Below are 24,739 nucleotides of genomic sequence, written 5' to 3'. Positions count from 1 at the left end.
AAGGCCCGCACCGTCCGGTGCGGGCCTTCTCGCCGTCCTCCCACCCGGGACCGCCCGCGGATGGCCGCTAACGGTCTTGCCGGGTCCGCGTTCGACCGTTCCGAGTTACACCGGAAACAGGCGGTGTGCGACGGCCCGGCCGTTCCTGGTGGGGCCGTCGCGCGCCCGGCGAACCATGGACCGCGGCCGGACGGCCGTGGCCTGAGTCCACGGGGGTGGCCGGTGGGGGTCGGGATCTGGCTGGTCGGCGCGCGCGGTTCGGTGGCGACGACGGCCGTGGCGGGGGCCGCGGCGCTCCGGGCGGGCCTGGTCCCGCCGGTGGGGTGCGTGACGGAGACGCCGGACTTCGCGGGGGCGGGGCTGGCGCCGTGGTCGGCGCTGGTCTTCGGCGGCCACGACGTGGTGGAGACGCCGCTGCCGAAGCGCGCGGAGGCGCTGGCGCAGGCCGGGGTGATCCCCGCGCGGCTGGTGGAGGCCGTCCGGGACGAGCTGGCCGCGGCGGACGCCGAGATCCGCCCCGGCACGGAGTCGAGGGGCGGGCAGGCGACCGAGGCGGCGCGGCTCGCCGCGGACGTCACGGCGTTCCGCGAACGGCACGGGCTGGACCGCGTCGTGGTCGTCAACGTCGCCTCCACCGAGTCTCCCCGCGAGCCGCGCGCCGAACACGACGACCTCGCGGCGTTGCGGAACGCGATGCGGACGGGGACGCCGCTGCCGCCCAGCTCGCTCTACGCGTACGCGGCCATCACCGCGGGCTGCGGATACGTCGACTTCACGCCCTCGCCCGGCATCCGGCTGCCCGCGTTGGAACGGTTCGCCCGCGAGCGCGGGGTGCCCTACGCCGGAAGCGACGCCAAGACCGGCGAGACGCTGGTGAAGACGGCGCTGGCCCCGATGTTCGCGGCGCGGGCCCTGGACGTGCGGGCCTGGTCGGGGACCAACCTGCTGGGCGGCGGTGACGGGGCCACCCTCGCCGACCCGGCGGCGCGGGCGAGCAAGACCGCCTCCAAGGACCGGGCCCTGCGGGAGATCCTCGGGCGGCCGGTCGAGGGGGAGACCCACATCGACCACGTCCCGGCGATGGGCGAGTGGAAGACCGCCTGGGACCACGTGCGGTTCGAGGGGTTCCTCGGGGTGGGGATGACGCTCCAGTTCACGTGGCAGGGGTGCGACTCGGCGCTGGCGGCCCCCCTCGTGCTGGACCTGGCGCGGCTGGTGGCGCGGTCCCACGAGACGGGCGGCGCGGGCCCCCTGCCCGAGCTGGGCTTCTTCTTCAAGGATCCGGTCGGCTCCGGTGAGCACCGCCTGGTGCTCCAGTACGAGACGCTGAGGCGCTGGGCCGCCGGCCTGGGGGAGGCCCGGTGAACGGGCGCGACCTCGCCGAGCTGGTGCGGGCCCCGGCCGCGTTGACGGTGCTCGGCGACACCCTCGCCGGAGGGACGCGCGGCCCGGTCCTGCCCCTGGCGTCGGTGTGCCTGTACTGGGCGGGGATGGCGCTCAACGACTACGCCGACCGGGACCTGGACGCCGCGGAGCGTCCCGAGCGCCCGATCCCGTCGGGCCGGGTGCGCCCCTGGCAGGCCCTGGGCGTCGCCACGGGCCTCACCGGCGCCGGGGTGGCGCTGGCCACGCTCCACGGCCGCGCGCGGGTCGCCGTCCCGCTGGCCGCCGTCGTCTGGGCCTACGACCTGAAGCTGAAGAACACCCCGCTGGGCCCGGCGGCGATGGCGACGGCGCGCGGCCTGGACGTCCTCATGGGCGGCGCCCGCCCCGAGGCGGTGGCGGCCGTCGCCGTCCACACGCTGGGGATCACCCTCCTCAGCCGGGGCGAGGTCCACGGCGGCCGCCGCCCCGACGCGGCGGCGGCCCTGGTGACCACGGCCACCGCGACGGCCCTCGCGACGCTCAGCGCCCTCCATCGCAGAACAGTCCCACCCAACGACACAAACCCGACCAGTCCCAGACATCACACCGCGACCACCCTCAGAGGCGGGGCGGCCTTGCCGACGACCGGCGCTCCTCACGTTGACACGGCTCCGAACGGGGCCGGACGGCGTGTCACCACTGCCCTCACCCATGGGCTGGACCTGCTGACGGCCGTCGCTCCCCACTTCGGCACGGCCCTGACAAGCCGCGAGACTCCACCCGATGGTGCGGCTCCACGCGGTGGTGCGGCTCCACGCGGTGGTGCGGCTCTACGCGGTGGTGCGGCTCTACGCGGTGGTGCGGCTCTACGCGGTGATGTGGCTCCACGCGACGGTGCGGCGTGGCGCGGTGATGTGGCTCCACACGATGGTGCGGGTCTCCGTGGTGGTGTGGCTCTCCGTGGTGGTGCGGGTCTCCGTGGTGGTGCGGTGTGGCGTGGTGGTGCGGTGTGGCGTGGTGGTGCGGGCCTGCGGGACGGTGCGGCTCTGGACGGGGGCCGGGGGCGGAACGCGCGTGCGGTGCTGGCCGTGGGGCTCGCGGCGAGGTATGCGGTGCTCGTCGGTGGGGCCCAGATCCACGTGGTCCGGGATCCCCGGGCCGGGCGGGTGCGGGCCGCCGTCGGGGCGGGGATCCTCGGGCTGGTGCCGCTCCAGGCCGCGCTGGTCGCGCGGCGACGGCCCGGACCGGCGGCGGCGCTGGCGGCCGTCCATCCGCTGGCGCGGGCGCTGGCGCGGAAGGTGTCGCCGACGTGAGCGGCGGGCTGAGGTTCGCCTACGGGACCAACGGGTTCGCCCACCACCGTCTGGACGACGCCCTGGCCGTGCTGGCGGACCTCGGATACGACGGGGTGGCACTGACCCTGGACGCGGGGCATCTCGACCCGTACGCGCCCGATCTGGCCCGGCGGACGCGGCGGGTGGCGGCGCGGCTGGACGCGTTGGGGCTGCGGGCCGTGGTCGAGACCGGCGGACGGTACGTGCTGGACCCGCGCCGCAAGCACCGGCCGACGCTGCTCGACCCGCCCGAGGAGGCCGCGCGGCGGGTCGACCTGCTGGCCCGGGCGGTGCGCGTCGCCTCCGACCTGGGCGCCGAGGCGGTGTCGTTCTGGAGCGGGACCGCGCCGGAGGGGCTGCCGGAGCAGGCCGCCTGGGACCGCCTCGCCAAGGGGATCGAGCCGGTGCTGGCGGAGGCCGAGCGGTACGGCACGCCGCTGGGGTTCGAGCCGGAGCCGGGGATGTTCGTGCGGGACATCGCCGGGTTCGAACGCCTGCGGGCGCTGCTGGGCGGGCCGGCCGCCCTCGGGATGACCCTGGACGTCGGGCACTGCCGCTGCCTGGAGCCCGAGCCGGTGCCCGACTGCGTGCGGCGCGCCGGGCCGCACCTGGTGAACGTCCAGATCGAGGACATGCGCCGGGGCGTGCACGAGCATCTGGAGTTCGGCGAGGGCGAGATCGACTTCCCGCCCGTGCTGGCCGCGCTGGCGGAGGTCGGCTACCGCGGGCTGGTCGGGGTCGAGCTGCCCCGGCACGGCCACGCCGCGCCCGCCGTCGCCGAGCGTTCCCTGGCGTTCCTGCGCCGCGCCCGGAAGGAGAGCGCCCGTGCCGTCTGACCGGATCCTGGACGAGGCCCTCGACGCGGCGGGCCGGGCCTGGCTGGCCGACGCGGAGGCGCGCTGCGCCGCCGACCCGGACGCCGTCGCGCGGCTGTTCCCGGCGGCGCGGCGGGCCTGCGGGCGGGGAACGCTGCCCACCGGCCGCCCCGTGGCGGAGGCGGCGCGGATCCGGCTGCTGCTCGCGCTGCCGCTGCGCGGCGAGGAGCTGGGGCGGGCGGCGTTCGACCTGTACCGCCACGGCGACACCGCCGAACGCCTCGCCGTGCTGCGCGGCCTCGACCCGCTCGACCACCACCGCGCCCTCGGGGAGGCCGGGCTGCCGATCGTGCGGGACGCGCTGCGCACCAACGACACCCGCCTCATCGAGGCCGCCGCCGGACCCTACGCGGCGGCCCGGCTCGACGACGACGCCTACCGGCAGGCCGTTCTGAAGTGCGTGTTCGTCGGCGTTCCCGTGACGTCGGTCGCGGGCCTGGCCGACCGCGCCGACGGCGAGCTCGCCCGCATGGCCGCCGACCACGCCCGCGAACGCCGCGCCGCCGGGCGCGACGTCCCGCCCGACGTCGAACGGATCCTCCGCCTGGCCGGAGAACGGGAGTTCTAGATGCGCATCTTCGACCCGCACATCCACATGACCTCACGCACCACCGACGATTACGAGCGCATGCGCGACGCGGGCGTCCGGGCCGTGGTGGAGCCCGCTTTCTGGCTGGGGCAGCCGCGCACCTCACCGGACACGTTCGCCGACTATTTCGACTCGCTGCTGGGATGGGAGCCGTACCGGGCGTCGCAGTTCGGTATACGGCACCACTGCACGATCGCGCTGAATCCCAAGGAGGCCAACGATCCGCGCTGCCGCGGGGTGCTGGACCTGCTTCCCCGTTATCTCGCCAAGGACGGCGTCGTCGCCGTAGGGGAGGTGGGCTACGACTCCATGACCCCTGACGAGGACGAGGCCTTCCGGGCGCAACTGGAGGCGGCCAAGGAATTCGGCCTGCCCGCGCTCGTCCACACCCCGCACCGCGACAAGGTCGCCGGAACGCGCCGCAGCCTGGACGTGGTGAAGGAATCGGGCCTGCCCCCGGAACACGTCCTCATCGACCACCTGAACGAGCTGACGGTGGAAATGGTCCTGGAATCGGGCTGCTGGCTCGGTTTCTCGGTCTATCCCGACACGAAGATGGACGAGCGCCGGATGGTGGCGTTGCTCCAGAAGTACGGTACCGACCGGATGGTGGTGAATTCCGCCGCCGACTGGGGACGCAGTGACCCGCTCAAGACCGCGAAGGTGGGGGTGGCCATGCTGGAGGCCGGGTTCGGCGAGGACGACGTGGACAGGGTGCTGTGGCGCAACCCCGTCGGGTTCTACGCGCAGAGCGGGCGGCTGGAGCTGTCGGAGGGGGAACCGGACGCCGAGTACGCCGGTAACACCGTCAGGCGGGGCGGGTGAGATGCGGTTCCGGCACCCCGACGGGTCCCTCGTCCACCTCGCCTACTGCACCAACGTCCACCCGGCCGAAGACCTCGACGGCGTCATCGCGCAGCTTTCGCGTTACGCGCGGCCGGTGCGCGAACGCCTGGGCGTCCCCCGCCTGGGAGTGGGCCTCTGGCTGGCGCGACGCGTCGCCGACACGCTCGTCACCGACCGGGCCGAGCTGGTGCGTCTGCGCAAGGCGCTGGACCACAACGGCCTGGAGGTCGTCACCCTGAACGGCTTCCCCTACGAGGGCTTCCAGGACGCGGTGGTGAAGCACGGCGTCTACCACCCGGACTGGACGACGCCCGAACGGGTCCGCTACACGCTCGACCTGGCACGCGTCCTGACGTTGCTGCTGCCCGAGGACGTGGACGGCGGCAGCGTCTCCACCCTCCCGCTGGCCTGGCGGGCGCCCTGGACGCCGCAGCAGGTCGCGATGGCCGACCGGCGCCGTGACCGCCTCAACCGGGAGCTGGCGGGCCTGGCCGGGGCCACCGGGAAGACGATCCGGGTGGGGTTCGAGCCGGAGCCGGGCTGCGTGGTGGAGACGACCGGGCAGGCCGTGCGGCACCTGGCGGGCCAGGGGGTCTGCCTGGACGCCTGCCATCTGGCGGTCGCGTTCGAGGACCCCGCCGAGGCGGTGGAACGGCTGGTGGCGGCCGGTTCGCCGATCGTGAAGCTCCAGGCGTCGTGCGCGCTGGAGCTGGACGGGGGCGCGGACCGCGAGGCCCTGCGCGCGTTCGCCGAGCCGCGCTTCCTGCACCAGACGCGCGCGGGCGGGGGAGCGGCGGCCGACGACCTGGACGCCGCGCTGGACCGCCTGCCCGCCGACGAGCCCTGGCGGGTCCACTTCCACGTCCCGCTGCACGCCGCCCCCGAGCCCCCGCTGCGGTCCACCCGGCACGTCCTGGAGGACACCCTCGCGGCGCTGTTCGGCGGGGAACGCGCCCTCACCCCGCACGTCGAGGTCGAGACCTACACCTGGGAGGTCCTGCCCGACCCGCCGGACGGCCCGGACGCCCTCGCCGACGGCATCGCCGCCGAGCTCGCCTGGACCGCCGACCGCCTCACCGCCCTCGGACTGAAGCGGGAGCACGCGTGAACCGCCTGGTCGTCATCGACGTCGTCGGCCTGACCCCGCGCCTGCTGGACCACATGCCGAACCTGGCCGGGGCCCTGCGGTCCCGCGCGACGCTCGGCACCGTCCTGCCCGCCGTCACGTGCTCGGCGCAGTCCACGTTCCTGACCGGCGCGCCGCCGCGCGACCACGGCGTCGTCGGCAACGGCTGGTACTTCCGCGACCTCGGCGAGGTGCTGCTGTGGCGGCAGCACAACCGCCTGGTCGGCGGCGCCAAGCTGTGGGACGACGCGCGCCGCGCCCACCCCGGCTACACCGTCGCCAACGTCTGCTGGTGGTACGCCATGGGCGCCGACGTGGACTGGAACGTCACCCCGCGCCCGATCTACCACGCCGACGGCCGCAAGTCCCCCGACTGCTACACAAATCCGCCCGAGCTGCGCGTGGAGCTGACCCGGGAGCTGGGACGCTTCCCGCTGTTCTCGTACTGGGGGCCGAAGGCGGGCATCGCGTCCAGCCGGTGGATCGTGGAGGCGTCCCGGCGGCTGCTGTTCCGCGAACGGCCCGACCTGACCCTCGTCTACATCCCGCATTTGGACTACGACCTGCAACGTTTCGGCCCGGACGGGCCGGAGGCGGTCGCGGCGGCGCGGGCGGTGGACGACACGTTGCGGCCGCTGCTGGACGACGCGCCGGGGCTCGGCGCGACCGTCGTGGCGCTGTCGGAGTACGGGATCACGCCGGTGTCGCGGCCCGTGGACGTCAACCGGGCGCTGCGGCGGGCCGGGCTGCTGGAGGTGTACCGGCAGGCGGGGATGGAGTACCTGGACCCGTGGACGTCGCGGGCGTTCGCCGTGGCCGACCACCAGATCGCCCACGTGTACGTGCGCGACCCCGCCGACCTGGCGAAGGCGCGGGACCTGCTGGCGGGGCTGCCGGGCGTCGCCGAGGTGCTGGACGCCGGCGGCAAGGCCGCGCACGGGCTCGACCACGAACGCTCGGGCGAGCTGGTCGCGGTGGCGGAGCCGGACGCGTGGTTCACGTACTACTACTGGCTCGACGACGCGCGGGCCCCGGACTTCGCGCGGCTGGTGGACATCCACCGCAAGCCCGGATACGACCCGGCGGAACTGTTCCTCGACCCCGGCGACCGGTTCGTGAGACTGCGGGCGGCCAGGGCGCTGGCCCGCAAGGAGCTGGGCCTCCGGTACACGATGGACGTCGTCCCGCTGGACCCGTCCCCGGTGCGGGGCAGCCACGGGCGACTCCCCGCCGACCCGGCGGACGGGCCCGTGCTGCTGTGCTCGCGCCCCCTCGACCGCGACGCCTACGCCGCCACCGACGTCAAGTCCCTGCTGCTCTCCCTCGCCGGGCTGGACGCGGCGTGACCCGCCCGCCCCCGGCCCGGTCGGGCGGCACCTCCACGGCGGTCTTGCGGATGTGGTCGTAGACCAGGGAGGTCCGCACGTCGGCGATGTGCCGGTGCCGCGCCACGTGGTCCAGCACGAAGTCGCGCAGGTCGCCGGGGTCGCGCACGGCGACCTGCACGATGAAGTCGTCCCCGCCCGACACCACGAACACCGCGATCGTCTCCGGCAGCGCGGTGACGTGGTCGCGGAACGCGTTCACCGCCTCCCGGGTCTTGGGGTGCAGCCGCACGTTGATCAGCGCCTGCACCGGGCGTCCCAGCGCGGCCAGGTCCACCTCGGCGTGGAAGCCGGTGATGACGCCCCGGTCGCGCAGCGCGCGGACGCGTTCCAGGCAGGTGGAGGGGGCGATGCCGAGGCGTTCGGCCAGGTCCCGGTTGGTCTGCCTGCCGTCCTCCTGCAACGCCCGCACGATCGCCGAATCAAGTTCGTCCACGGAGCCCTCCCCGGCCATGCCGCCGAATTATCTTCGGAATCCAGCTTTCTCAATTGATTCTAGAACGGCGGCATCGCCACTCTCTTGGAGAAGATTCGGAGCTTTCCTGAGAGGTGTGCCATGAGCGTCGCCACCCTGCCCGACTGGGCTCGGTCCCTGGACCCGACCCCGGAGCTGCCCACCAAGCGGTCCCCGGTCAAATGGGTGATCCTGGTCGACCGGAACCTGCCCGCCGGGCTCCAGGTCAACGCCGCCGCCTGCCTGGGGGCCGCGATGGGACGCGGCGTCCCCGGCCTGGTCGGAGCGGGCGGCGCCGACGCCTCCGGCGACGACCACCCCGGGCTGCCCTGGCTCGGCTGCACCGTCCTGGCGGCCACCGGGCCCGTGCTGGGCGCGCTCCGCGAGGACGCCCGCGCCGAACCCGAACTGGTGGTGACCGACATGGCCGACGTCGCCCAGCGCGTCCGCGTCTACGCCGACTACCTGGCCGAACTCGCCCGCACCGACGGAGCCGACCTGAACTACCTGGCCCTCGGCATCGCCGGGCCCCGCGCCGCCGTGGACCGGCTCACCGGCCGCTTCCCGCTGCTGCGGTGACTGGCCGGAAGCGGGCGGGGCGTTCAACGGCGCGCCGGTTCACCGGTAGCGTGCGGTGCCATGGTGGCTCGACGCGGCCTGTGCGCCGCAGCGGTGGTGGTGTCGTCGGCGACGGCCGCGGTGACGGCGGGGGCCGTGGTGGCCGGGGAGGACGCCCCGGCCCGTTCCGCGGCGCGGGGCGCGCCCGCCGCCACCCCCGTCGCCGCCCTGGCCGGATCGCTGGCCGGAAAGGTGATCGTCATCGATCCGGGGCACAACGGGCTCAACCACCGGCACCCGAAGATCATCAACCGGAAGGTGAAGGCCGGGCCGTTCCGCAAGGCGTGCGACACCACCGGAACGTCCACCGGCTCCGGCTACACCGAGGCCGCGTACACGTTCGACGTGGCGACCCGCCTGGCGAGGGCGCTGCGCGCCAAGGGCGCCAAGGTCGTGCTGACCCGCCCGAACAACAAGGGCGTCGGCCCGTGCATCGACGAACGCGCCGCCATCGCCAACCGGCTGCGCGCCGACGTCGCCCTCTCCGTCCACGCCGACGGCGCGCCCAGCGGCCGCCGCGGATTCCACGTCATCACACCGGGCTACGTGAAGGGCTACACCGGCCCGATCGTGAAGCCGTCGCAGCGGCTCGCCTACGACGTCCGCCACGCCTTCCGTAAGGGAACGGGTCAGCCCTACGCCGACTACATCGGCCGTAACGGCATCGACGTGCGCAAGGACCTCGGCGGGCTGAACATGTCGAAGGTCCCGAAGGTCTTCATCGAGTGCGGCAACATGCGCAACAGGACGGACGCGGCGAAGATGCGCAGCGCCGCCTGGCGCCAGCGCGCCGCCGACGCGCTCGCCGCCGGGCTGAACACCTACCTGCGCCGCTGACGGAGGCGGCGGATGCGCGCCTCGGCCTGCCCGGGCGCGGCGTTGGAACGTTCGACCCGCCGGTCGAGCCGCCACTCCACGGCCTCGCCGAGCGGGGCGTCGCGGTACTTGCGCCAAAGGACGGCGGGGCGGCGGTTCAGGCGGCGTTCGAGACGGTCCTCGTCGAGGCCGCCGCGCATGACGGTGAGCTCCTGGGCGACGCGATGCCGTGCGGCGCGGTGCTTGAGGGCGCGGTTGCGCGGGATGTTCTTGCGGGAGGACTTGTCGTTCTCGCCGTACCGGTTGCGGCGGTCCTTCTGGTAACTGAGGCGTTTCTTCTCCTGCGGGGTCAGGCGCTTCATGCCCCCGACGGTAGGAGCACCGCGGCGCGTCCGGCCAGCGAATTCTGTCGGACCCGCCGCCTACTGTTTCGAACATGAGATCGAACGTGCTGGGCTCGGCCGCGGATTTCCGGCGCGGCGGACATTCCTCCCGTCGCCCCCTGGACTCCCAGCTGGCGCAGCTCTTCATGCGCGACCTGCGGGCGGACGCGCCCCCGCAACTGCCGATCTTCCGTTCCCGACTCCAGGGCGAGCTGCTGGCCCGGCTGCTGCTCGGCCCCGACCGCGAGCACACCATGCTCGACCTGGCGGTCATGCTCCGCACCGACCTCGGCTCGGTCGTCCGCGAGGTGGACCGCCTCGCCCGCGCCGACCTGCTCACCCTGCGCCGTACCGCCGCCGGACGCCTCGCCTCCCGCAACACCGCCACCCCGCTGCACGAGCCGCTCGCGCAGCTGGTGATGCACACGTTCGGGCCGAAGGCCGTGGTGGCCGAGGAGTTCGGCGCCCTGCCCGGAGCGGCCGAGATCCACCTGTTCGGCGCCTGGGCGGAACGCTACTCCGGCGTCGCCGGGGAGCCGCCCGGCGACGTGGAGGTGCTGGTGGTCGGCGCGGTGGACCCCCGGGCCGCGTTCGACGCCGCCCAGGAGTCCGCCGCGCGGCTCGGCCTGCCCGTCCACCCGGTGGTCCGGACGGCGGGCGAGTGGCGGGACGACACCGACCCGTTCCTGCGGCAGATCCGGGCGGGCTCCCTGGTGCGGGTGCGCTAGCCCAGCCAGGCGTCGATCTCGGCGCGCAGGCGCTCCTTGGTGCCCGGCGGCGCGAACGACGCCTCCACGCCGTTGCGCGCCAGCTCCGCCAGCACCGCGTCGTCGTAGCCGAACGCGTCGCGCACCCGCGCGTACTCGGCGGCCAGCGGCGCGCCGGTCATCTGCGGGATGTCGGTGTTGACCGTCACCAGCAGGCCCGCCTCGCGCAGCCGGGGCAGCGGATGGTCGGCCAGGCTCGGGGCGAACCCGAGCGCGACGTTGGACGACGGGCACACCTCCAGCGGGATGCGGCGTTCGCGGACCTCGGCGACCAGGTCGGGGTCGTCGAGGACGCGGATGCCGTGCCCGAGGCGCTCGGTGCGCCCGCCGTCGAGCGCCTGCCGGATGCTGGCGGGCCCCTCCGCCTCCCCGGCGTGGTGGACGATGTGCAGCCCCGCGTCCCGGGCCGCCGCGAACACCTCCACGAACGGGTCCCCGGGGAACGCCTCGTCCCCGGCCAGCCCGACCGCGACGACCTCGTCCCCGTGCTCGCGCGCCAGGTCGAGGGTGCGCCAGGCCCGCTCCACCGACCGCCGCCGCGAGTGGTCCAGCAGCAGCCGGCACTCGACGCCGAAGTCCTCCCCGCCCCGCCGCAACCCCTCGACGACCGCCGCGAGGGGCATGCCGAGGTCGCCGAGCCGTTCCCCGTGGGCGGCGGCGGTGAAAGACACCTCCGCGTACCGGGTGCCCTGGGCGGCCTCGTCCTCGCAGAACTCGTAGGCGATGCGCCGGAAGTCGTCGGGCGTCGTCAGAACGGAACGCACCAGCTCGTTCTGCTGGAAGAACCCGGCGAACCCGCCAAGGGACTCCGACGGCTCGGGAACGGCGACCCCGTTGGCCGCTCCGATCTCCCGCAGCGTCTCCCAACGGACGGTGCTCTCCAAGTGGACGTGAAGATGGACTTTGGGCAGCTCACTCAGATCACGCACCGCCCAACCGTAGGCAATCCCGCGCCACGCGGACCACCCATTTTGTCCCGCTACAGACGGACCAACCGCTTCACGTCGATGTCCATGGCGAACGGCACCTCCACGGGGACACGGTCGCGGTAGATGCCCGTCGCCACATAGGAACCGGTGGCCTCCTCCAGCTCGAACACGTGGACCACCGGCCTGCCGTCCTCGTCCTCGACCCGCCAGAAGTGCTTGATCCCGGCCTTGGCGTACTTGAGCGGCTTGGTCTCACGGTCGCGCTCGGCCGACTCCTCCGAAACGATCTCCACGACCAGCACCACCTCGTCGGGGAGGTAGTAGGTGCGCCTCTTCCCAGCAGGGTTCGGCTGAGGCTGGACGACGACGATGTCAGGCTCGGGACGCTGACGTGGGTCCAGTTTCACCGTCATCGCGATCTGGACGCGCAGCGAATCCGGTGCGGCGTCGTCCAGCGCGTTGGCCAACCGGCGCATGACTTCGCTGTGGAAGTCGGTCTGGGGGGACATCACGATAAGGGCTCCATCGATGAGTTCCATCCGCGGAGCCCCCGGCGGAAGCTCGTCCAGATGGTCCGCCGTCCAGCCCTCCGGCGGTGGCCGGAACCAGTCCGGCAGCGGATCAGGCCATTCGGGCAGAGGCTCTGCGGTCATGAGTGCTCCCTGAGTCGTCCCCCTGTCACTTTATGATGCGCGGTCCTCCGCAGGAGGGTCCTTGGAGGTCCGAGGGTTTCTCGGCGGGCAATGGCCTTCCCGGGCTGACCGTGATTGGACCTGTGCTCCGGGCCAATGCGGCGGCAGAGTGGGGCGGGAGGTTCGTTCCGTTGACGGGGAGTGGCATGTACTTTCAGCACGCGCCGGAGATCTGGGCGGAGTATCCGGAGCTGGTGGCCGGTGCGGCGTTCACCACGGGGATCGGCGCGGGCGCCGACGTGGAGGCCCGTGTCGCGAAGTTCTACGCCGTCGCGGAGGAACGGCTGGCGGCGGGGCCGGAGAGCGAGTTCCCGGAGATCCGGGCGTGGCGGCGCACGTTCGCGAAGATGGGGCTCAAGCCGACCCAGTACCGGTGCGCGTCCGAGGCGCTGCTGCGCCGCTTCAAGCGGGAACGGGAGCTGCCGCGCATCCACCCGTTGATCGACCTGTGCAACGCGATCTCCCTGGCGTACGCGATCCCCGTCGCGGCGATCGACGTCGCCGAGGTGGCCGGGGGCCTGGAGGTGCGCCCGGCGCGCGGGGACGAGGAGTACCTGACGTTCGGCGGCGAGATCGAGCACCCGGCCCCCGGCGAGGTGGTCTTCGCAGACGAGGCGGGCCGGGCCCACGCCCGCCGCTGGACCAACCGGCAGAGCGGCCGGTCCGCCGTGCGCGGCACCACCGGCGAGGTGCTGATCGTGGCGGAGGCGCTGCACGAGACGGCGGCCGGGGACGTCCCGGCCCTGCTGGGGACGGTGGCCGCCGAGCTGGCCGAGGTGTGGCCGGGGACCCCGGTGACGGCGCTGCTCAGCGCCGCGGACCCGCGCCTGGAGTTCGCCCCGGCTCAGCCGTAGATGGCGTCGCGGGCGAGGTCCAGCCCGGTCAGGACCGCGCCCCGCAGGACGGTGTTGCCCTCGACGGTGCTCGCGCGGACCTGCGCGGGGGCGGGGGAACGGGCGTTGAGGCGCGCGGCCACCAGGTCGGCGAGCTCGTCCCCGCCGTCGCGGCCGGTCGCGCCGCCGAGCACGACGAGTCCGGGGTCGACCACGGCGACCAGCGCGAACGCGGCCTCGGTGATGAGGTCGGCCACGACCCCGGCGTCCAGCCCGACGATCCGGTCGGCCTCCAGCATGTCGCAGAACGTCGCGCCGCCGCCGAGTTCGAGCAGCCCGACCTCACCGGCGCCCCCCGAGGCGCCCCGCCGCAGCCGCCCGCCCAGCACGAGCGCCGCGCCGATGCCGTCGTCCAGCCACAGCAGGGCGAAGTCGTCGCACCCCACCGCGGACCCGGTCCGATGCTCCGCGATGGCGGAGAGGTTGACCTCGTTGTCCCCGACGACCCGGGTGCCGAGCCGCGCTTCGAGGGCCCGCACCAGGTCCGCCCGCCACCCGGGAACGCCGGCGGCGAGGGCCTCCTGGGTGCGCGGATCGACGACGCCGGGCACCGCGACCACGACGGTGTGCGGTTCGCGCCCGCCCGCGGCCTCGGCCACCGCGTCGGCGATCACCCCGACCAGATCGACGGAGGGGGCGCCGCCGGGCCCGCCGGAGTCGGGCAGGGGACGGGTGGCGGTGGCGACCGTCCGGCCCGTGATGTCCGCCACGGTGGCGTGCACGGCGTGGCGGCGGATGTCCACGCCCGCCACGTGGGCCCGGCCGGGGACGAGGTCGTAGACGCGGGCGTTGGGGCCGCGGCGTTCGGCGCCCGTCTCCCCGGCCACCTCGATCAGGCCGTCCGCGCTCAGCCGTTCGATCAGGTCGGAGACCGTCGGCCGGGACAGGCCGGTGAGGGTGCGCAACTGCGGCGCGGTCAGCGGGCCGTGCTCCAGCAGCAGGTCGAGGGCGCGACGGTCGTTGATCGCGCGGGCCAGGGTCGGGGTGGCGGGCTTCACGGGACCATATTAATCAGGCAGGGTCCCTGATGAATCTTTTCATCAGGGAGCCTTCCTGTTAATTTAGCGGGCCTATGAACAAGCATCGCGTCGCCATCTCCGCCGTGTTCGTTCTCCACGGGGCCGGGGCGGGGAGCGTGGCCACCCGCATCCCCTGGTTCCAGGACCGCTTCGACCTGGGCCCCACGCTGCTCGGCCTCGTCCTGCTGTGCCCGACGATCGGGGCGTTCGTCGGCATGCCCCTGGCCGGGCGCGTGGCCCACCGGCTCGGCACCCGCACGGCCACCCGCCTGATGCTGGTCCTGTGGGCCGCCGTCTTCGCGCTGCCCGCCCTCGCCCCGTCGCCCCTGGCGCTGGTCCCGCTGTTCCTGCTGTACGGCGTGCTGATCGGGATGCTGGACGTGGTGATGAACGCCCACGCCGTCGTGGTCGAACGCGCCCTGGAGCGCCCCGTCATGTCCGGCCTGCACGGCCTGTGGTGCGTGGGCAGCCTGGCGGGCGGCGGCATCGGCGCGCTCGCCGCCCAGACCGGCACCGACGCCCGCCTCCACCTGGGGGCGATGGCGGTGACGCTGCTGCTCGTGGGAGTGGCGGCCGGCCCGTTCCTGCTCGCCGACACGACCGCCCCGGACGCCCCGGCGCCGCGGCGCTTCGCGTTGCCGACGCGGGCGGTGGCGGCGCTCGGCCTGGTCGGGTTCTGCGCGACGTTCGCCGAGGGGGCGTCGGCGAACTGGACCGCCGTCTACCTCATCGAGGTCACCGGCGCGGGCCCCGGCCCCGCCGCCGCCAGCTACACGTTCTTCATGCTGTGCATGGCGACCGCGCGGCTGGCGGGCGACCGCCTGGTCCGCCGGTTCGGCCCGGTCGCCACGGTCCGGTACGGCGGCGTCCTGGCCGTCGCGGGCGGCATCGTGGTCGTGACGTCCCGCACGACCCTGCTGAGCGTCCCCGCCTTCGCGCTGATCGGCGTGGGCGTCGCGGTGGTCGTCCCCCTGGTCATCACGGCGGCGGGCAACGCGAGCGCGTCCCCGGGCGAGGGCGTCGCGAGCATGACCACGATCACCTACCTCTCCGGCCTGGCGGCCCCGGCCGTCACCGGCTGGCTGGCGGGCACGGTCTCCTACCCCGCCGCCTTCGTCGTGATCACCGCGGTGGTCGGCCTGATGACCGTCCGGGCCGGGGCCCTCCGCCCCCGCACGGCCCCGTCCGGCACGCTCACCCGGTCTCCGGCGCCGGAGCCGTCGAGCCCGTCCGAGGCGCCCGCCCGGCGCGCGAGGTGAGGTGGGCGGGGTGAGGTGGGCGGCTACGACGGCAGCGCGTAGCGCCCGTCGTCCAGCGGGTCCACCAGCCCATCGGCGATCAGGCCGTCCAGGGCGCGTTCCCGCTGCACGGCGTCGGACCACACGACGTCGAGCGCCGCCTTCTCCACCGGCCCGTGGGCCTCGCGGAGCACGGCCAGCAGGCGGCCCCGGCACTGGCGGTCCGTTCCGGTGTAGGTCTGGCCCCTGCGCGGAGGGCCGTCGTAGGCCGGGCGGCCCGCCAGCTGCCATTCGCAGCGGTCCAGCACCGGGCAGTCCACGCAGCGCGGCGAACGCGCCGTGCAGACCAGCGCCCCCAGCTCCATCACCGCCACCGACCACCGCGCCGCGGTCGGCGGATCCAGGGGGAGGAGGGACTCGGCCACCTTCACCTCGGCCCTGGTCGGCGCCTTCGGCGGGTACTCCTGCGCCGACACCAGCCGGGCCAGGACGCGCCGGACGTTCGTGTCCAGCACCGCGTGCCGCTGCCGGAACGCGAAGCTCGCCACCGCCGCCGCCGTGTAGGCCCCGATGCCCGGCAGCGCCAGAAGGTCCTCATGGGAGTCGGGGACCTCGCCGCCATGACGTTCGACGATCGCCTGGGCCGCGCCGTGCAGCCGCAGGGCCCGGCGCGGGTAGCCGAGCCGTCCCCAGGCCCGGACCGCCTCCCCGGACGGCTCGGCGGCCAGCGCGGCGGGCGTCGGCCAGCGCCTCATCCACTCGTGCCAGACCGGCAGGACGCGCACCACGGGCGTCTGCTGGAGCATGATCTCGCTGACCAGGATGCCCCAGGGCGTCGCGTCGGGGGCGCGCCAGGGCAGGTCGCGGGCGTGTTCGGCGTACCAGTCCAGGATCGGACCGGTGATCGTCTCGGGCTGCGGGTTCGGCATACGGATCGTCATTGTGGCATGCCACGGTCAAGGCGCGGCGGGTCGTTCCGGGAAGGCCCCGCGCGATCTGCATACTGCCCGTATGGCTGGTGACACCGGACGTGACCACGAGAGGCCGGGGCTCGATCAGTACTGGCGACGGCGCATCATGGTGTTCGGCGGGCTGTTCGGCACCATCGGGCTGGTGGTCTGGGCGTGCAGCGCGGGCGGCGACGAGACGCGGCAGCCCGTGCAGAACGCGGCCGCCGCCGCGACGCCCGCCCCCGTGATGCCGACGGCGATGCCGACCGTGACGGTGACCGCGACCGCCAAGGTCACCGCCGAGCCGGAGAAGCGGGACGGCGACGCCTGCGAACCCGCCGACGTCGTGATCGACATGGCCATGACCAGGGAGGTCTACGGCCGGGGCGAGAAGCCGCAGTTCCGGTACACGGTCGTCAACACCGGCGACCGGGCCTGCACGTTCGACGTGGGCCCCCGCGCCCTGGACATGCGGATCACCTCGGGCAGCGACCGGATCTGGACACGGTCGGCCTGCGAGGGCGGCGACGGGAGCGCGATCCGGATGCTGCGCCGCGGCATCCCCCATGTGGGAATGATCACCTGGGACCGGCTGCGCGGCACCGGCGGGTGCCGCGGCGAGCGCCCCAAGGCCCGCCCCGGCACCTACATCGCGAAGGTCAAGGTCGGCGACCTGAAGGTGAAGAAGCAGGTCTTCGCCCTGCGGTGACCCGCCGGGCGCCCGTGCCGGGACGCCCGTGCGGGACGCCCGCGTCAGACGTAGCGTTCCAGGATCGAGGACTCGGCCAGGCGGGACAGCCCCTCGCGAACGCTGCGCGCCCGCGACTCCCCGACGCCGCCGACCGCCTGGAGATCGTCGATGCTGGCCGCCAGCAGCTTCTGCAGGCCGCCGAAGTGCTCGACCAGGCGCTCCACGACCAGGCCCGGCAGGCGCGGGACCTTCGCCAGCAGGCGGAACCCCTTCGGGCTGACCGGCAGGTCCAGGGCGTCCGGCCCCGCGAACCCCATCACCTCGGCGACCGTGGACAGGTCCAGCAGCTCGTTGGCCGACAGGGCGTCGAGCGCGGTCAGGACGTTCTCCACGACGCCGGTGCGCGGGTCGGCGGACGGGTAGTCGCGGACGATCAGCTCGCGGTCCACGTCCACGCCCGACACCAGCTCGTCGAGCTGGAGCGACAGCAGACGCCCGTCGGTGCCGAGCTCGACGACATAGCCCTCGATCTCGTCGGCGATGCGCCGCACCATCTCCAGGCGCTGCACCACGGCCGCCACGTCGCGGACGGTGACCAGGTCCTCGATCTCCAGCGCCGACAGCGTGCCCGACACCTCGTCGAGGCGCAGCTTGTAGCGTTCGAGCGTCGCGAGGGCCTGGTTGGCCTTGGACAGGATCGCCGCCGAGTCCTCCAGGACGTAGCGGATGCCGTCCAGGTAGAGGGCGATGATCCGCATGGACTGGCTCACCGAGATCACCGGGTAGGGCGTCTGGCGGGCCACCCGTTCGGCGGTGCGGTGGCGGGTGCCGGACTCCTCGGTGGGGATGGTGGAGTCGGGCACCAGGTGGACGGCGGCCCGCACGATGCGGGTGAGCGAGGTGTCGAGGACGATCGCGCCGTCCATCTTCGCCAACTCGCGCAGTCGGGTGGCCGAGAACTCCACGTCGAGCTCGAACCCGCCCGAGCAGATCTCCTCGACCTGCTGGTCGTAGCCCAGCACGATCAGCGCTCCGGTGTGCCCCCGCAGAATGCGTTCCAGACCGTCACGGATCTGGGTGCCGGGGGCCACCGCGGCGAGCGTGGCTCGGCGTCGTTCGTCATGACCCTTGTTGTGTACTGGCACCTGGCCCCCGGAGGTCGCTGGACGGCGTCAGTTTACCGACGAGCCCCGCCCGCGGGTCCGGGCACCGGCCGCGAACGGGCGGCACCACTGTGGCGAACGGCGTGTCAGGGGGCCGTAAAGGCCACCTGCAACGCCTGGGTCAGGCTGTCCACCTCCATCACCTTCATGCCCTCGTAGCTCATCAGCTGGGGGTCGGCGCGCTTGAGCGGCGAGCCGCTGCCCAGTTCGAGCGAGCCGCGCGGGACGACCGCGTACCTGAAGCCCAGCCGGGTCGCCTCGGCCAGGCGGCGCTGGACGCCCGGCACGACCCGCACCTCGCCGGCCAGCCCGACCTCGCCGACCGCGATCAGGCTGGACGACAGCGACTGCTCGACCGTCGAGCCCGCCACGGCCAGCGCGAGCGCCAGGTCCACCGACGTCTCCGACAGCCGCACCCCGCCGACGGTGGAGACGTACACGTCCTGCTCGTGCATCGAGATCTTGCAGCGCTGGGCGAGCACGGCCAGCACCATCGCCACCCGCGAGTTGTCCAGTCCGGACGAGGCCCGGCGCGGCGACGGCAGGAACGACTTGGCGACCAGCGCCTGGATCTCGGCGACCAGCGGGCGGCGCCCCTCCAGCGTCACCGTGATGCAGGTCCCCGGAACGGGCTCGTCCCGCCGCGTCAGGAACAGCCCGCTGGGGTCGGACACGCCGACGATCCCGACCTCCGACAGGTCGAAGCAGCCCAGCTCGTCGGTGGGGCCGTACCGGTTCTTCACCGCGCGGATCATGCGGAGCCGGCTGTGCCGGTCGCCCTCGAAGTACAGGACGACGTCCACCAGGTGCTCCAGCAGGCGCGGACCGGCGATCGCGCCCTCCTTGGTGACGTGGCCGACCAGCACGACGGTGATGCCGCGTTCCTTGGCGACGCGGATGAGGTTGGCGGCGACCTCGCGGATCTGGGTGACGCCGCCGGGCGCGCCGTCCACCTCGGAGGTCCCGATCGTCTGGATGGAGTCGACGACCATCAGCTTCGGCTCGACGGCGTCGACATGGCCGAGGACGGCCGACAGCTCGGTCTCGGCGGCCAGGTACAGGTCGTCCGTGATCGCCCCGATCCGGTCGGCCCGCAGCCGCACCTGCTCGGCCGACTCCTCACCGGTCACGTACAGCACGGGCCGCCGCTCTCCGGTGCCGGCGGCGCCGTCGGCGCCGTCGGTCTCCCCCGGCCGGGCGCCCTCGGGCGTCGAGGCGAGGGCGGCGACCTCCAGCAGCAGCGTCGACTTGCCGATGCCGGGCTCGCCCGCCAGCAGCAGCACGGCCCCGGGCACGATCCCGCCGCCCAGCACCCGGTCCAGCTCGTCCAGGCCGGTGGGGCGGGTCTTGGCGGACCGCACGTCGACCTTGCCGATCGGGCGCGCGGGCGCGCTGACCGGCCCGGCCGACACCACCCGGGCGGGGGTGGCGCTGGACCCCTCGATGATCGTGCCCCAGGTCTGGCACTCACCGCAGCGGCCGACCCACTTGGAGGTCTGCCACCCGCACTCGGTGCACCGGTAGGCCGCCCGCGCCGTCTTCGCCTTCGCCATGACCGGAAGGGTAGGCCGCGCCACCGACAGTTCGCGCCGCCCGGAACCGAGGAACCGTGGCGACCAGGCAAAACCTGCGTTACTTCTGGTGTTCGAGTGGTGACGGCCAGCTTTGGACACCTATGTTGACCAAGCGTCGGTACCGGTTGTCTGCTCAGGGAAGGCCCTGTGCGCGGCGCGGCTCCGGCGGAGAGGACCGATGGTCATGCGGGTGAAGAAGGTTCTGGGGCTCGGGGCGGCGTCGTTGACGTTGGCGGCCTCGGCGGTCGCGGGCAACGCGGCGGTCGCGGGCAGCGCGGCGGCCGCGGGCGGCGCGGTGTCGGTGGGCGGCACGGTGTCGGCGGGCGGTACGGCGGCGCGCTGGGAGGGGGAGCGCTATGTGGCGCTCGGCGACTCGTTCACCGCGGGTCCGCTCATCCCGAAGCAGCACGGCACCCCGGCGGGCTGCATGCGTTCCAACCGCAACTATCCGTCCCTGGTCGCTGAGCGCGTCAAGGCCAGGCTGACCGACGTCAGTTGCAGCGGCGCGAAGACGACCGACATGACCGCCTCGCAGCGCACCCCGCTCGGCGTCAACCCGCCCCAGCTCAGCGCCGTCACCGCCGACACCTCGCTGGTCACCGTGGGGATCGGCGGCAACGACATCGGCTTCGGCGAGATCTCGATCGGCTGCGGCCTGGCGAGCGCGACCAACCCCCTCGGCGCGCCGTGCACCGCCCGCTACGGCACCACGATCGACCAGCGGATCAAGGAGACCACGCCGAAGGTCGCCGCCGTCCTGAACGGGATCCGCACCCGGGCCCCGCAGGCGAAGGTGCTGGTCGTGGGCTACCTGCGGCTGGTGCCCGAGCGCCCCGGCTGCTGGCCGGTGGTGCCGATCGCGCAGGGCGACCTGGCGTTCCTGGACGGCGTCGAGCGCCGCCTGAACGCCATGCTCGCCGAGCAGGCGAAGGCGAGCGGCGCCACGTTCGTCGACGCCTACGAGAACGGGCTCGGCCACGACATGTGCGCCGCCTCCGACCGCAAGTGGGTCGAGGGCATCGTCCTCACCTCGCCGGCCGCGCCCATCCACCCGAACGCCGCCGGGATGCGCGAGGTCGCCGACCGGGTCGTGAAGGCGCTGAACGCCTCCCGCGACGTCTAGGCCGGGGCCTCCAGCGACTTGCGGGCGCGTTCGATCAGGTCGCCGAGATGGTCCGAGACGACGCTCGGCCGCTCCAGCATCGCCATGTGCCCCGACACCGGGATGACCTCCAGCCGGGCCGACGGCACGCAGTCGGCGATCTTCGCGCTGTGCGCGACGGGGGTGAGCATGTCGTTCTCCGCGCCGATGACCAGCGTGTCCACCTCGCCGAGCGTGGCGCAGTCGCTGATCACCTCATGAGTGATCATCGAGTGGAAGAAGTCGATCAGCGCGTCCATCCGGGTCTCGGCCGCCATCTGCTCGGCGAACGCGACCGCCGCCGGGCTGGCGTCCGGCCCGAACGCCACCAGGTCCTCGAACAGCATCGTCCCGGTCCGGCCCAGGTGGCGCACCCGTTCGATCGCCGTCGCGCCCGCCCCGACGGCCCGCAGCGCGCGCGGCACCACCCGCTGGGTGACCCGCGCCAGCGCCGCCGGGAGCCCCAGCGTGGCCTGCCCGAGCCCGCCGGAGGAGGTGCACAGCAGCCCGACCGCGACCACCTTGCGGCCGATCAGCTCGGGGTACTCGTCGGCGAACCGCATGGTCGTCATGCCGCCCATCGAGTGCCCGACCAGCACCACCGGCGTGTCCTCGGGCACGGTCTGGTCGATCACGGCCTTCAGGTCGTGCGCCAGGCGCGGCAGCCCGTACTCGTCGCGCGCCCCGCCGTCGGAGCGCCCGTGCCCGCGCTGGTCCCAGAACACCAGCCGGCCCAGCCCCCGCAGCGCCCGGCGCTGGAAGTGCCAGGAGTCCTGGGTCAGGGTCCAGCCGTGCGAGAACACCACCGCCAGGTCGGTGCGGTCCGCGTCGTCGATCTCGGCGTACAGGCGGGTGCCGTCGTCGGCGCGCACCGCCACCGGACGCCCGCGCAGCGCGCCGAACGGCTCGCCCGCGTAGGGGTCGGGCCGCAGCCGGAGCCGCCGCACGGCGCGCCGCTGGGCGAGCAGCCCGGCCCCGCCCAGCGCGGCCCCGGTGCCCGCGCCGAGCGCGGTCACGGCGAGGATGTTGCGGCTCGTCCTGGCGGCACGTCCCATGTCCGACCTCCCCTGTCGCGGGTGCCGTGCCGGGCCCCGCCCGGCACGGCGCAAAAGCCATGAGTCGGACAATTGTTGTATAGGGAGTCCAGTAGTGGCCAGTGGGTCCCCACGGATGTGACCCACCAGTCATTTCCGTCAGTAGTACCGCCACCACAGGTTGACCGCGTAGTCGATCTCCAGCCCCGGCTCCTCGGCCAGGAACTCCTCGGCCAGCGCCTCGGGGAACTCGATCCTCAGCACGGCCGCGAAGTCCGCCCGGCTCCCGAACGCCCACCTGATCGTCAACGGTTCGCGCCGGAACCCCTGCCGCGCCCAGAACCGCTCTACCGCCGCCGGGTCGTACGACGGCAGCCCGCGCCGGAACCACCGTCCGAACGTCGACCGCGTGGCGTCGTTGTCGATCACGAACGCCGCCCCGCCGCGCCGCAGCACCCGGTCCAGCTCGGCCAGCCCCGGCTCGCAGCCCGGCCCGAAGAAGTACGCCCACCGCACGTGCACGACGTCCACCGAACTGTCCGGAAGCGGAAGCGCCTGCGCCGCGCCGACACGAACGGTGACGTTCGGTAGCCCCGCGGTCCGCCGCCGCGCGGCCGCAGCCAGCCCCGCGTGCGGCTCCACACCCACCACACGCGCGGCCTTCCGCGCGAACGCCGGCAGGTGGAAGCCGGTGCCGCACCCCAGATCCAGCACCGTCGCGCCGTCCCACGGGCGCAGCGCCCACATCGCCGGTTCGAGGACGCCGTCGGGGTCCACGGCGCGATTCTCGATCTCATAGACCTGGGGGGAGTTCCAGATGTTGGGGCTGGGCACGGCTCCGGGCGCGATCTCGACCACGGAACAGAGAGTAGTCATCGCCCACGTCAAGAAATGAGGATCACTCGGGGGTGAGGGTTTCTTCGCCGTCGCGGGCGCATAGGCTTTCCGTTGCGTAGCGCCGCCGTAGCGGGAACGACCATCGCGGGCCCGCCGGGCGGCGAGCGCCCCGACACTGCCGAGCGACCACCGCGAGGGAGCCTTGACCCCGCAGCACAACGGCGCCGTTCCACCAGCGATCCGCGTTCCGGACGCTCCCATCACGCTGTCCACCGCCTCGGTCTACCCGGAGAAGGTGCCCGCCGCGTTCGAGATCGCGGCCCTTCTCGGCTACGACGGCGTCGAGGTCATGGTGTCCACCGACGCCTCCTCGCAGGACCTCAACGTGCTGCGCCGCCTGTCGGACTACCACCAGGTACCGATCAAGTCGATCCACGCGCCCTGCCTGCTGCTCACCCAGCGCGTCTGGGGCCGCGACCCGTGGGGCAAGCTGGTCCGCTCCAAGGAGGTCGCCGAGGAGCTCGGGGCCGAGGTCGTCGTGGTGCACCCGCCGTTCCGCTGGCAGCGCGAGTACGCCCGCGAGTTCGTCGAGGGCCTGGCCCGCATGCAGGACGAAACCGACGTCCGGTTCTGCGTGGAGAACATGTTCCCCCTCAAGGCGCGCGGCGCCGAGGCGGGCATGTACCTGCCCGACTGGAACCCCGTCGACCAGGACTTCCCGTTCGTGACCCTGGACCTGTCGCACACCGCCGTGTCCAAGTCCGACGCCCTGGAGATGGCCGACCAGCTCGGCGACCGGCTCCGCCACATCCACCTGGCCGACGGCGTCGGCATCACCAACAAGGACGAGCACCTGGTCCCCGGCCGCGGCAACCAGCCCTGCGGCCCCCTCCTGGAGCGCCTGGCCGAACGCGCCTTCCGCGGCCACATCGTCCTGGAGGTCAACACCCGCCGCTCCGACTCCCGCGAGGACCGCGTCGAGGCGCTCGCCGAGTCCCTGGCGTTCGCCCGCCTGCACCTGGCCGCCGCCGACCGCACCTGGGAGGTCACCGCCGGCGGCGAGGTCTCCCGCAAGGGCGCGCCGTGACGGAGACGACGCATCCCGACCCGCCCGCCGGGACCGGCGACCAGGACGCGTCGGCCGGGACGGACGCGGGCGCGGAGACGGATCCCGGCACGAAGACGGGCTCCGGCGCGAAGGTGGACGTCGGCGCGAAGGTGGACGTCGAGGTCGGCGAGGCACCGTCCGAAGCACCGTCCGGGGCGCTGGACGTCGGTGCCAAGGTCGACGCCAGGGTCGAGGGCGGGCGGCGGCGCGGCCGCCCGCCGGGCCGGGGCCGCCGCCCCGGGCCCACCGAGACCCGCGAGGAGATCCTGGCCGCCGCCCGCGGGCTGTTCGCGGAGAAGGGCTACGACGGGGCGTCGCTGCGCGCCATTGCCCGCGCCGCCGGGGTGGACCCCGCCCTCGTGCACCACTTCTACGGGAGCAAGGAGGGCGTGTTCATCGCCGCCATGCGCTTCCCGATCGACCCGGCCGAGCTGATGCCGGTGGTCATGAGCGCTCCGCGCGAGGAGCTCGGCGAGACGATGGTCCGCGTCTTCCACCGGATCTGGGACGACCCCGAGGGGCGCGCGCCGATCCTGGCGATGCTGCGGTCGGCCATGACCAACGAGAAGGCCGCCGCGATGATGCGCGAGTTCGTCTCGTCGGCGCTGTTCGCCCGCGCCAGCGAGCTGCGCGGCATCCCGCTGGAACGCGTGAACGCCGCCGTCGGCCAGATGATCGGCGTGGCGATGCTGCGCTACGTCCTGAAGGTCGAGCCGATCGCCTCCCTGACCGAGGACGAGCTGGTGGAGCTGCTGGGCCCGACCCTCCAGCGCTACCTGGGCTGACGCCCTCGTTCCGGGCGTCCCTTTCCCCGCACCGCGGCGAACTCCGCGAGGCCCGCGTCGGCACGTGGCGATCCAGGAACCACGACGGCGGGCGGTGCCCACCGCGGGGGCGGGCGCCGCCGGGCCG

Annotated in this window: 25 protein-coding genes and 1 pseudogene; 16 read left to right on the top strand and 10 right to left on the bottom strand. The window is 73.8% G+C overall.

The annotated features are described in order from the left end of the window. Positions 1-222 precede the first annotated feature (222 nt). The 7 genes and pseudogenes from AKI01S_RS12245 to AKI01S_RS12210 all read left to right on the top strand — a co-directional run bounded on the left by AKI01S_RS12245 (position 223) and on the right by AKI01S_RS12210 (position 7,481). Complete coding sequence (locus AKI01S_RS12245) at positions 223-1,365, top strand: inositol-3-phosphate synthase (RefSeq protein ID WP_067815263.1); 1,143 nt, start codon at positions 223-225, stop codon at positions 1,363-1,365. Continuing rightward, positions 1,362-1,907: pseudogene (locus tag AKI01S_RS49100) on the top strand (UbiA family prenyltransferase); the annotation flags it as partial. The gene AKI01S_RS12245 and the pseudogene AKI01S_RS49100, both read left to right, overlap by 4 nt. 767 nt (positions 1,908-2,674) lie before the next feature. Further along, on the top strand, positions 2,675-3,535 hold the full coding sequence (locus tag AKI01S_RS12230) for a sugar phosphate isomerase/epimerase family protein (protein ID WP_067815256.1): 861 nt from the start codon (positions 2,675-2,677) through the stop codon (positions 3,533-3,535). After that, positions 3,525-4,142, top strand: a complete 618-nt coding sequence (locus tag AKI01S_RS12225; protein WP_169813950.1) for an EboA domain-containing protein — start codon at positions 3,525-3,527, stop codon at positions 4,140-4,142. Before AKI01S_RS12230 ends, AKI01S_RS12225 begins: the two co-directional genes overlap by 11 nt. Beyond that, positions 4,143-4,988, top strand: coding sequence for a TatD family hydrolase (locus AKI01S_RS12220; protein ID WP_067815253.1), 846 nt, complete (start codon positions 4,143-4,145; stop codon positions 4,986-4,988). It abuts the gene before it with no gap. A gap of 1 nt (position 4,989) precedes the next feature. Further along, the gene (gene eboE, locus AKI01S_RS12215) at positions 4,990-6,117 is read left to right on the top strand and encodes a metabolite traffic protein EboE (RefSeq protein WP_067815250.1); all 1,128 of its coding nucleotides are present in this window, start codon (positions 4,990-4,992) and stop codon (positions 6,115-6,117) included. Next, positions 6,114-7,481, top strand: a complete 1,368-nt coding sequence (locus AKI01S_RS12210) for an alkaline phosphatase family protein (RefSeq protein ID WP_157419792.1) — start codon at positions 6,114-6,116, stop codon at positions 7,479-7,481. Before eboE ends, AKI01S_RS12210 begins: the two co-directional genes overlap by 4 nt. On the opposite strand, the gene AKI01S_RS12205 is transcribed toward AKI01S_RS12210, so the two are convergent. Beyond that, positions 7,438-7,956, bottom strand: a complete 519-nt coding sequence (locus tag AKI01S_RS12205) for an Lrp/AsnC family transcriptional regulator (RefSeq protein WP_067815339.1) — start codon at positions 7,954-7,956, stop codon at positions 7,438-7,440. The genes AKI01S_RS12210 and AKI01S_RS12205 overlap by 44 nt on opposite strands. A 120-nt stretch (positions 7,957-8,076) precedes the next feature. On the opposite strand from AKI01S_RS12205, the gene AKI01S_RS12200 reads away from it, so the two are divergent. Continuing rightward, a complete protein-coding gene (locus tag AKI01S_RS12200; RefSeq protein ID WP_067815247.1) occupies positions 8,077-8,553 on the top strand; it encodes a DUF2000 domain-containing protein in 477 nt (158 codons plus the stop codon). A 60-nt stretch (positions 8,554-8,613) separates the two neighbouring features. Continuing rightward, positions 8,614-9,429, top strand: a complete 816-nt coding sequence (locus AKI01S_RS12195; RefSeq protein WP_067815244.1) for an N-acetylmuramoyl-L-alanine amidase — start codon at positions 8,614-8,616, stop codon at positions 9,427-9,429. On the opposite strand, the gene AKI01S_RS12190 is transcribed toward AKI01S_RS12195, so the two are convergent. Next, a complete protein-coding gene (locus AKI01S_RS12190) occupies positions 9,414-9,770 on the bottom strand; it encodes a hypothetical protein (RefSeq protein WP_067815241.1) in 357 nt (118 codons plus the stop codon). The genes AKI01S_RS12195 and AKI01S_RS12190 overlap by 16 nt on opposite strands. Positions 9,771-9,844: 74 nt before the next feature. On the opposite strand from AKI01S_RS12190, the gene AKI01S_RS12185 reads away from it, so the two are divergent. Beyond that, positions 9,845-10,519, top strand: coding sequence for an ArsR family transcriptional regulator (locus AKI01S_RS12185; protein ID WP_157419791.1), 675 nt, complete (start codon positions 9,845-9,847; stop codon positions 10,517-10,519). Here the strand turns inward: AKI01S_RS12185 and add are convergent. Together add and AKI01S_RS12175 are read right to left on the bottom strand one after the other, a co-directional pair. Continuing rightward, on the bottom strand, positions 10,516-11,487 hold the full coding sequence (add, locus tag AKI01S_RS12180) for an adenosine deaminase (RefSeq protein ID WP_067815238.1): 972 nt from the start codon (positions 11,485-11,487) through the stop codon (positions 10,516-10,518). The genes AKI01S_RS12185 and add overlap by 4 nt on opposite strands. Positions 11,488-11,537: 50 nt before the next feature. After that, positions 11,538-12,140, bottom strand: a complete 603-nt coding sequence (locus AKI01S_RS12175; RefSeq protein WP_067815236.1) for a Uma2 family endonuclease — start codon at positions 12,138-12,140, stop codon at positions 11,538-11,540. Positions 12,141-12,325: 185 nt separating this feature from the next. Between AKI01S_RS12175 and AKI01S_RS12170 the strand changes: the two genes are divergently transcribed. Next, positions 12,326-13,033 (top strand): B3/B4 domain-containing protein, encoded by a 708-nt coding sequence (locus tag AKI01S_RS12170; RefSeq protein ID WP_067815233.1) that lies wholly within the window; start codon positions 12,326-12,328, stop codon positions 13,031-13,033. Here the strand turns inward: AKI01S_RS12170 and AKI01S_RS12165 are convergent. After that, a complete protein-coding gene (locus tag AKI01S_RS12165; protein WP_067815230.1) occupies positions 13,024-14,070 on the bottom strand; it encodes an ROK family transcriptional regulator in 1,047 nt (348 codons plus the stop codon). The genes AKI01S_RS12170 and AKI01S_RS12165 overlap by 10 nt on opposite strands. A 74-nt stretch (positions 14,071-14,144) precedes the next feature. Here AKI01S_RS12165 and AKI01S_RS12160 point away from each other — a divergent pair, with 74 nt between their 5' ends. Beyond that, on the top strand, positions 14,145-15,350 hold the full coding sequence (locus tag AKI01S_RS12160; protein WP_067815228.1) for an MFS transporter: 1,206 nt from the start codon (positions 14,145-14,147) through the stop codon (positions 15,348-15,350). A gap of 23 nt (positions 15,351-15,373) precedes the next feature. On the opposite strand, the gene AKI01S_RS12155 is transcribed toward AKI01S_RS12160, so the two are convergent. After that, the gene (locus AKI01S_RS12155; RefSeq protein WP_245681590.1) at positions 15,374-16,270 is read right to left on the bottom strand and encodes an iron-sulfur binding domain-containing protein; all 897 of its coding nucleotides are present in this window, start codon (positions 16,268-16,270) and stop codon (positions 15,374-15,376) included. Between the two features lie 70 nt (positions 16,271-16,340). On the opposite strand from AKI01S_RS12155, the gene AKI01S_RS12150 reads away from it, so the two are divergent. Next, positions 16,341-16,988: a hypothetical protein gene (locus AKI01S_RS12150; RefSeq protein WP_067815224.1), complete on the top strand. Its 648-nt coding sequence runs from the start codon at positions 16,341-16,343 to the stop codon at positions 16,986-16,988. A 44-nt stretch (positions 16,989-17,032) separates the two neighbouring features. Here the strand turns inward: AKI01S_RS12150 and disA are convergent, their stop codons facing one another. Continuing rightward, positions 17,033-18,115: a DNA integrity scanning diadenylate cyclase DisA gene (gene disA / locus AKI01S_RS12145; RefSeq protein WP_067815223.1), complete on the bottom strand. Its 1,083-nt coding sequence runs from the start codon at positions 18,113-18,115 to the stop codon at positions 17,033-17,035. Positions 18,116-18,219: 104 nt separating this feature from the next. Further along, positions 18,220-19,686, bottom strand: coding sequence for a DNA repair protein RadA (radA, locus tag AKI01S_RS12140; protein WP_067815221.1), 1,467 nt, complete (start codon positions 19,684-19,686; stop codon positions 18,220-18,222). Positions 19,687-19,897: 211 nt separating this feature from the next. Between radA and AKI01S_RS12135 the strand changes: the two genes are divergently transcribed. Beyond that, positions 19,898-20,830 carry an SGNH/GDSL hydrolase family protein gene (locus tag AKI01S_RS12135; RefSeq protein WP_218009650.1) on the top strand — a complete coding sequence of 311 codons (933 nt, stop codon included), beginning with the start codon at positions 19,898-19,900 and terminating at the stop codon, positions 20,828-20,830. Here AKI01S_RS12135 and AKI01S_RS12130 read toward each other — a convergent pair. Continuing rightward, positions 20,827-21,903 (bottom strand): alpha/beta fold hydrolase, encoded by a 1,077-nt coding sequence (locus AKI01S_RS12130; RefSeq protein ID WP_067815219.1) that lies wholly within the window; start codon positions 21,901-21,903, stop codon positions 20,827-20,829. The two genes, AKI01S_RS12135 and AKI01S_RS12130, sit on opposite strands and share 4 nt — an antisense overlap. Before the next feature lie 138 nt (positions 21,904-22,041). After that, positions 22,042-22,659, bottom strand: coding sequence for a class I SAM-dependent methyltransferase (locus AKI01S_RS12125; RefSeq protein ID WP_245681593.1), 618 nt, complete (start codon positions 22,657-22,659; stop codon positions 22,042-22,044). Positions 22,660-22,921: 262 nt separating this feature from the next. On the opposite strand from AKI01S_RS12125, the gene AKI01S_RS12120 reads away from it, so the two are divergent. Both AKI01S_RS12120 and AKI01S_RS12115 read left to right on the top strand, forming a co-directional pair. Continuing rightward, the gene (locus AKI01S_RS12120) at positions 22,922-23,806 is read left to right on the top strand and encodes a sugar phosphate isomerase/epimerase family protein (RefSeq protein WP_067815214.1); all 885 of its coding nucleotides are present in this window, start codon (positions 22,922-22,924) and stop codon (positions 23,804-23,806) included. Continuing rightward, complete coding sequence (locus tag AKI01S_RS12115) at positions 23,803-24,612, top strand: TetR/AcrR family transcriptional regulator (RefSeq protein ID WP_245681588.1); 810 nt, start codon at positions 23,803-23,805, stop codon at positions 24,610-24,612. Before AKI01S_RS12120 ends, AKI01S_RS12115 begins: the two co-directional genes overlap by 4 nt. The last annotated feature ends 127 nt before the right edge of the window (positions 24,613-24,739 follow it).

The organism is Actinomadura kijaniata NBRC 14229, assembly GCF_001552175.1.
Classification (GTDB): Bacteria; Actinomycetota; Actinomycetes; order Streptosporangiales; family Streptosporangiaceae; genus Spirillospora; species Spirillospora kijaniata.
This window is presented reverse-complemented; position numbering and strand designations above follow the sequence as displayed.